Genomic DNA, 6,906 nt, shown 5'->3' on the forward strand with positions numbered 1-6,906 from the left:
CCGATCTCGCCGGTCGCTTTCGCGGTCTGCTCGGCCAGCGCCTTCACCTCGGTCGCGACCACGGCAAAGCCCTTGCCGGCTTCGCCCGCGCGCGCCGCCTCGATCGTGGCGTTCAGCGCGAGGAGATTGGTCTGGCCCGCGATGGTGTTGATCAGCTCGACGACGTCGCCGATACGGCCGGCCGCCTTCGTCAATTCGGCAACGCGCGCATTGGTGCGCTGCGCCTGCTCCACCGCGACGTCGGCCACCCGCGCCGATTCCTGCACCTGGCGACTGATCTCGGAAATCGACGAGGTCATCTCCTCGCTCGCCGAGGACACCGATTGAACGTTCGCGGACGCCTCTTCCGAGGCCGCCGCGACGGCGCTGGCGCGGCCGCTCCCGCGCTCGGCCGCCTGCGTCAGCGTGGTGGAGGACGCTTCGAGCTCGGTTGCGGCCGACGAGACGGTCTCGATGATCTCGCCGATGGCGCCTTCGAAGGTGTCGGCGAGCCGCTGCATGTCCGCCTTGCGCTGCGTGCGACGGAGCGCGTCCGCCTCCGACTGTTCGGCACGCAGCCGCTCCGCCTCCGCCATGTTGTTCCTGAACACCTCGACCGCGCCGGCCATCTCGCCGATCTCGTCCCTTCGCCCGACGCCGGGAACGGAAATCGAGAGCTCGCCGCGCGCAAGCCGCGTCATCGCATCGATCATGGCGGAGAGCGCGCTCGAGATCGAGCGTCCGAGGAGGAAGCCGACCACGGCGAGCACGACGACGGTGACGGCGAAGGCGATCATCATCCACCGGCGCACGGCGTCGCGGGTCGCGGCTTCCGCAGCGTCRGCCTGCTTGTACAGGCTTTCGACCGCAGTCCGCACGTCGAGCATCGCCGGCTCGAGTTCGCGGAACGTCTTCATCATGCCGGCGTCATAGGCCGCGACCTGCTGCGCGGTCTCGGCCCATGCCACGAACTCGGACTGGTATTTCTGGAGCTTGGCCGTGATGTCCGTGATGACCGACGCGGGAACGGCGGCGGCTTCCATCGCCTTGGAAAATTCGGCGGCGGCCTTCTTCAGCTCCGCGATGTATTTCGGATCACGCCGCAGCATGAAATCCTTCTCGTGCCGGCGCATCGTCAGCATCCAGCTCGTCAGCCGCGGACTGTCGATCTCCTTCAGCTTCGCCTCGATGTCGTGCACCGCGCTGCGGAGCGAGCCGGACAGGCCGAGGGTCTCGTTCAGGCCGAGCTTGATCTCGGCGGCGACCAGCGCATTGAAATCCGACACGTAGCGCTTGAAGCCATCCTGGGCCTGCTTCATCCTGTCGGACAGCGCGCTCATGCCGCCGGCCGACATCAGCCGCTCCACCTCGTCGAAGTCGCGATTGATCGGCCCGATCAGCTCGGCATGCGCCTTGGCGTAGCTCTCGGTCCGGCGCTGCTGGAAGTTCTTCTCGTTGCGGCGGGCCTCCAGCATCTCGATCGAGAGCTGCTTGTCGAGGTCGGCGATGGCGCGGGCACGGTTGGCAACAGTGCGGGAGGCGTCCTGGGAGAGGCTGCCGAGCTCGTAGATCGCGCCAAAGGCGACGAGACCGACGAGGCCGAAGAATCCGATCGCCATGACCTTGTGGGTCAGGCGGATGGAGGCGCCGCTCATGAATGTGCTCCAAAACGCTCGATACGCAATACAGGGAGGGCGACTCAGCGCCCGGAATATTGCGGGGATCATGACTGCGTCGGTTTTCCGGAAGGTTAACCCGGCGCGGCTTTCGACGTGGCGCCGCAATATGCGCGCGCGCGACCGCCGCGCTCTTTCGCGCGGCGGTTGCAGGGATCTGGAGGAGAGCTGCCGCGGTCAGGCGGCGCGCACGGTGCCGAGGAACTTGCCGACCTCGAGCTTGAGGCGGTTGCTGTCGCCGGACAGCGACTGCGCGGCCGAGAGTACCTGTGCGGACGCCGAGCCGGTCTCGCTCGCACCGCGCTGCACGTCGGTGATGTTGGACGACACCTGATGGGTGCCCTCCGCCGCCTGCTGCACGTTGCGGGAAATTTCCTGCGTCGCCGCGCCCTGCTCCTCGACCGCAGCCGCGATGGTCGAGGAGATCTCCGACAGCTTCTCGATGGTGTCGCTGATGTCCTTGATGGCGCCGACCGAATGCTCGGTCGCGGACTGGATGCTCGCAATCTGCTGGCCGATCTCGCCGGTCGCCTTCGCGGTCTGCTCGGCCAGCGCCTTCACCTCGGAGGCAACCACGGCAAAGCCGCGGCCGGCCTCGCCGGCGCGCGCCGCCTCGATGGTGGCGTTGAGCGCCAGCAGATTGGTCTGGCCGGCGATGGTGTTGATCAGTTCGACCACGTCGCCGATCCGCGCCGCCGCCTTGGACAATTCGCCGACGCGGTCGGTCGTGGTCCGGGCCTGGTTGACCGCCTCGCTCGCCACCCGGGCCGATTCCTGCACCTGGCGGCTGATCTCGGTGATCGAGGACGACAGCTCTTCCGTCGCCGAGGCCACCGACTGCACATTGGTCGAGGCTTCCTCCGAGGCTGCCGCAACCACCGTGGTGAGCTGTTGCGTGCGCTCCGCCGTCGTGGTCAGTGTGGTAGCCGACGCTTCCAGCTCGGTCGAAGCCGACGACACCGTGCCGACGATCTCGCCAACGGCGCCTTCGAAGCTATCGGCGAGCTTGTGCATCTCGGCCTTGCGCTGCGCGGCGGCGGCCTGATCCTGCCTGATCTTGGCTTCGGCCTCCTCGCGCGCCTTCTGCTCCGACACGATCTTGAATTTCTCGACGGCACCGGCGACCTCGCCGACCTCGTCCTTGCGGCCGAGGCCCGGCAGCACGACCGAGAAGTCTCCGCCGGCGAGCTTCTCCATCGCCGCCGTCAACGCGCGCATGGGTCGCGCGATGCTGAAGACGGAGAAGATGCACGTGCCGATCAGGACCAGCGCGACCAGCACGCCGGTAACGAGCGATGTCCGCGCAACCGAGGCTACCTCCACTTCCGCTTCGGCACGCGTCTCTACACTCCTCTGCTTGGCAAAGTTGGTGATCTCGTTGGTCAGCTCGGAGAYCTCTTCGTTGATCGGCCCGAGTGTTTCCTTGCGGATGCGGCCGACCTCGGCCGTCAGCTTTGCGAGCTGCCTCGCCGCCTCGTCGTTCTTCCCGTCGAGCGCGAGCTCCTGCTTGCGGATCGCCTCGATCTGCTGCTCGCCCTTCTGGAAGTTGCCGATCAGCACGATCAGCCGGTCGATCCGCTTTTGGTTCTCCGGCGAACGCGAGAGCTTCGCCATCTCACCCGCGAACTTCAGCGCCGCCGTCTGGCGGTCGTTGAAATAGGTGACGGCCTTCTGCATCTCGGCCGGCGAGGATGAAGTCAGAATATCACGAATGCCGATCTGCATCCCGCGGACCGACGCCTTCGCTTCCGCAGCGTTTTGCGCGATCGACTGCTGTCCAGATGCTCCATTACTGAGTTTCTGGACCTCGGCGCCGCCGCTCATCTGGAGGAAGATCATCAGCGCCACGAGCCCGATGGTCAGCGCGGAGGTGATGGCGAGCTTGGTGCCAATTCGCAGATTCTGAATGAGCGTCATTGAAACCTTCCCGGGATACGAATTGCCGCGACGAAGCGCGTGAACAGCCGGGAAGGCTAGCGGTCAGGTTCCTCATTAGCGTTAAGCAAGAGCTGCGCGGGCTGGGTACAAATACGGAACGTGCAGCGAAGGAGCACTTCGCGATTTTGCAGCCGGGGCATTCGTTAACGTCCGCCCGCTGTCGCGCTGGTTTCAACTTCCACTCTCGCCGACGAGGCTGATGCGAAACACCGGCTCCTTGTTCTCGTCGAGCAGCTCCATGCTCCATTGGGCATTCGGCTTCAGATTGCGCGCGATGGTGCCGAGCAGGTTGGCGCAGACCTCGGTCATCTCGGTCCACGCAGCGGCGCGGTCCTCGAACTCATACGGCTGGTCGGCGGCGCCGGAGTAGCGACCGGTGCTGATGCGGAAGAAGTACAGCGACATCGTTGAACCCTTTTATCGGGCCGCGCCCCCCGGCCGTACGCAAACTGGGGCGCGAACAGCTACCAACGCATGAAAGCCGCCGTCCGTATGACTACGGCGCGGCGGCTTGATGGCTACCGATGATGGTCAACAGGGCGTTCGCGCGGTGATGGCCGCGGCGGTCAAATTCAATCGGTCGAGCGGCGCAACTCGAGGGGGCCTTCGTTCCTGGCGGGCTCCGACCTGATTTCGGATTTGGCTTCCGATTTGACCGGCTCGAGCCGGGTGCTCTCGACGCGCGGCGTTTCAACGCGTGCGGCGATTTCGGTGTTCGAGCCGCCGACCGAACCGGTGTGCTCCGAGGTCCGCAGCGAGCGCGGACGGGCGACGGCGCGCGCCATCAGCATTTGGTTGCCGCCCTGGTGGTGGAAGTCGCAATAGGCGAAGCCCATGCCCGACACCGAGCCGCGGAAGCTGCGGTCGTCGGTCTTCTCCAAATTGAAGCACGGCTCGAACGGAATGCCCTTGATCGAGGCGCAGACGTTCTGGCCGCGGATCTGGAGCGTGTTGCCGGGAAGACGGAGGTGGCGGGTGGGACCGGCGCCGGAGAACTGCACCGCGCCGGCAGCGCCGAGATCGTCGAGAATGCGGCCCGCGCCGCGGGTGCCGTCGAAACAGGTGAAGGCAAACACCTTGCCGGCAACGAAGCGACGGGCTTCATCGGCATTCATGCTTCCGGCAATGGCCGGCGCAACCGTTACTGCCGCCGTGACGGCCCCCAATACAAAACGCGCAAGCATGCTCTTACTCCGACGAACCCCATGCAGCGGGCGATGCCTGATGTCTTTACCCGCTGCTTACCATACTAACAGTGGCGACATTGAAGCAGCTTGGTTGGTAAAGTCTGAACGCCGTTAGAGAATTTTTACCACGATGCGGCCGCGGACCTGGCCGGCCAGAATTTTGGCGCCCCATCCGGAAACCTCATCGAGAGGAATTTCCGTAGTGATTTCAGATAGTTTCGTCCGATCCAGATCGGACGCCAGGCGCTGCCAGGCGGCCCGCCGCGGTTCGATCGGGCACATCATGGAATCGATGCCGAGAAGGCACACCCCGCGCAAAATAAACGGCGCGACCGAGGACGGCAGGTCCATGCCGGCCGCCAGACCGCAGGCCGCGATCGCCCCGCCGTATTTCGTCATCGACAGCAGGTTGGCGAGCGTGGTCGAGCCGACGCTGTCGACCCCACCGGCCCAGCGCTCCTTGGCGAGCGGCTTGGCCGCCGCCGACAATTCATTGCGGTCGATCACTTCGGCAGCACCGATCTCTTTCAGATAGTCCGCTTCCGATGCGCGGCCGGTCGAGGCGATGACGTGATAGCCGAGCTTGGACAGCACGGCGGTCGCGACCGAGCCGACGCCGCCGGCCGCGCCCGTCACCACAACGGGGCCGCTCTTCGGCGACAGGCCGTGCTTCTCCAGCGCCAGCACCGAGAGCATTGCGGTGAAACCGGCAGTGCCGATCGCCATGGCGTCGCGCGCCGACAGGCCCTGCGGCAGGGCGACCAGCCAGTCACCCTTCACCCGTGCCTTCTCGGCATAGGCGCCGAGATGGGTCTCGCCCATGCCCCAGCCGGTGCAGACGACCTTGTCGCCCGCCTTCCACTGCGGATGTGAGGACTGCTCGACGGTGCCGGCGAAGTCGATCCCGGCAATCATCGGAAAACGGCGCACCACCGGCGCCTTGCCGGTGAGCGCGAGGCCATCCTTATAGTTCAGCGTCGACCATTCCACGCGCACGGTGACGTCGCCGTTCATCAGCTCGGCTTCGTCGAACTGCGTGAGCGCGGCTGTGGTGCCCTTGTCCGCCTTGTCGATCCGGATCGCCTTGAATGTGGCCACGACTGAACTCCCTGACTTTGTTTCAGGGGATGTTTAGCCGATCAGGCCGGCTGCGCAACCGCCCGTGCAACGGGTTTCTCCACGATCGGGAGATTGATCAGCGCCGACAGCACGCCGAACAGGATCGAGAGCCACCAGATCGGCGTGTAGGAACCGAAGCGCTCGAACACGATGCCGCCGAGCCAGACGCCGAGGAAGCCGCCGACCTGGTGGCTGACAAAGGCGAAGCCATAGAGCGTCGCAAGCCAGCGCGTGCCGAACATCAGCGCCACCAGGGCAGACGTCGGCGGCACCGTCGACAGCCAGGTCAGGCCGGAGATCGCACCGAACGCGATCGCCGAGAACGGCGTGATCGGGAACGAGATGAAGGCGAGCGTCGCGAGCGCACGGGTAAGATAGATCGCGGAGAGGATGTAGCGCTTGGGCAGGGAGTTCTGGAGGTAGCCGACGCTCAGCGAGCCGATGATGTTGAACAGGCCGATCGCGGCGATGACCCAGCCGCCGGTCTGCGCCGAGATGCCATTGTCGACCAGGAAGGCCGGCAGGTGAACCGTGATGAATGCGAGCTGGAAGCCGCAGGTGAAGAAGCCGAGCACGAGCAGCACGTAGGAGCGATGGCCAAAGGCCTCGGCGAGCGCCTTGGTGAAGGACTGCTGGTCGGCTGGCGCCTTACTCGCGGAGCTGTCAACCGGCGGCGTCGCGAGCGCCAGCGACAGCGGAATGATCAGCAGCATCAGAAAGGCGAAGACGGTGAGCGCCTGCTGCCAGCCGAAATTGTCGATCAGCGCCACACCGATCGGCGCGAACAGGAACTGGCCGAACGAGCCCGCCGCAGTGCCGGCGCCGAGCGCAAGCCCGCGCTTCTCGGCCGGCAGGAGCTTGCTGAACGCCGACAGCACCAGATTGAACGAACAGCCGGCAAGGCCAAAGCCCACCATCACGCCCGCGCCGATGTTCAGCGACAGCGGCGTCGACGAGTAGCGCATCAGCAACAGGCCGCCGGCATAGAGCAGAGCACCCACGCACAT

The 6,906-nt window shown here is 65.6% G+C and carries 6 protein-coding genes; all 6 read right to left on the bottom strand.

The window, feature by feature from the left end; genetic code table 11:
• The coding region (locus ACXJL8_RS29305; protein ID WP_456686044.1) for a methyl-accepting chemotaxis protein at positions 1-1,634 on the bottom strand (1,634 nt) is incomplete at its 3' end.
• 198 nt (positions 1,635-1,832) lie between these two features.
• A complete protein-coding gene (locus ACXJL8_RS29310) occupies positions 1,833-3,572 on the bottom strand; it encodes a methyl-accepting chemotaxis protein (protein ID WP_456686045.1) in 1,740 nt (579 codons plus the stop codon).
• Between the two features lie 192 nt (positions 3,573-3,764).
• Entirely contained in the window at positions 3,765-3,998 is a 234-nt protein-coding gene (locus ACXJL8_RS29315; protein WP_456622977.1) for a DUF6894 family protein, read from the bottom strand.
• Between the two features lie 167 nt (positions 3,999-4,165).
• Positions 4,166-4,777, bottom strand: a complete 612-nt coding sequence (locus ACXJL8_RS29320) for a hypothetical protein (RefSeq protein ID WP_456622978.1) — start codon at positions 4,775-4,777, stop codon at positions 4,166-4,168.
• Between the two features lie 114 nt (positions 4,778-4,891).
• Positions 4,892-5,878 carry an acrylyl-CoA reductase (NADPH) gene (gene acuI / locus ACXJL8_RS29325; RefSeq protein ID WP_456622979.1) on the bottom strand — a complete coding sequence of 329 codons (987 nt, stop codon included), beginning with the start codon at positions 5,876-5,878 and terminating at the stop codon, positions 4,892-4,894.
• A gap of 41 nt (positions 5,879-5,919) precedes the next feature.
• A partial coding sequence (locus tag ACXJL8_RS29330) for an MFS transporter (protein ID WP_456686046.1) occupies positions 5,920-6,906 on the bottom strand: 987 nt, incomplete at its 5' end.

The organism is Bradyrhizobium sp. P5_C11_2 (genome assembly GCF_054049755.1).

Bases quoted from the DNA above. Each gene is read 5' to 3' on its own strand.
- ACXJL8_RS29315 (WP_456622977.1), bottom strand. From the start codon at position 3,998: ATGTCGCTGTACTTCTTCCGCATCAGCACCGGTCGCTACTCCGGCGCC.
- ACXJL8_RS29320 (WP_456622978.1), bottom strand. From the start codon at position 4,777: ATGCTTGCGCGTTTTGTATTGGGGGCCGTCACGGCGGCAGTAACGGTT.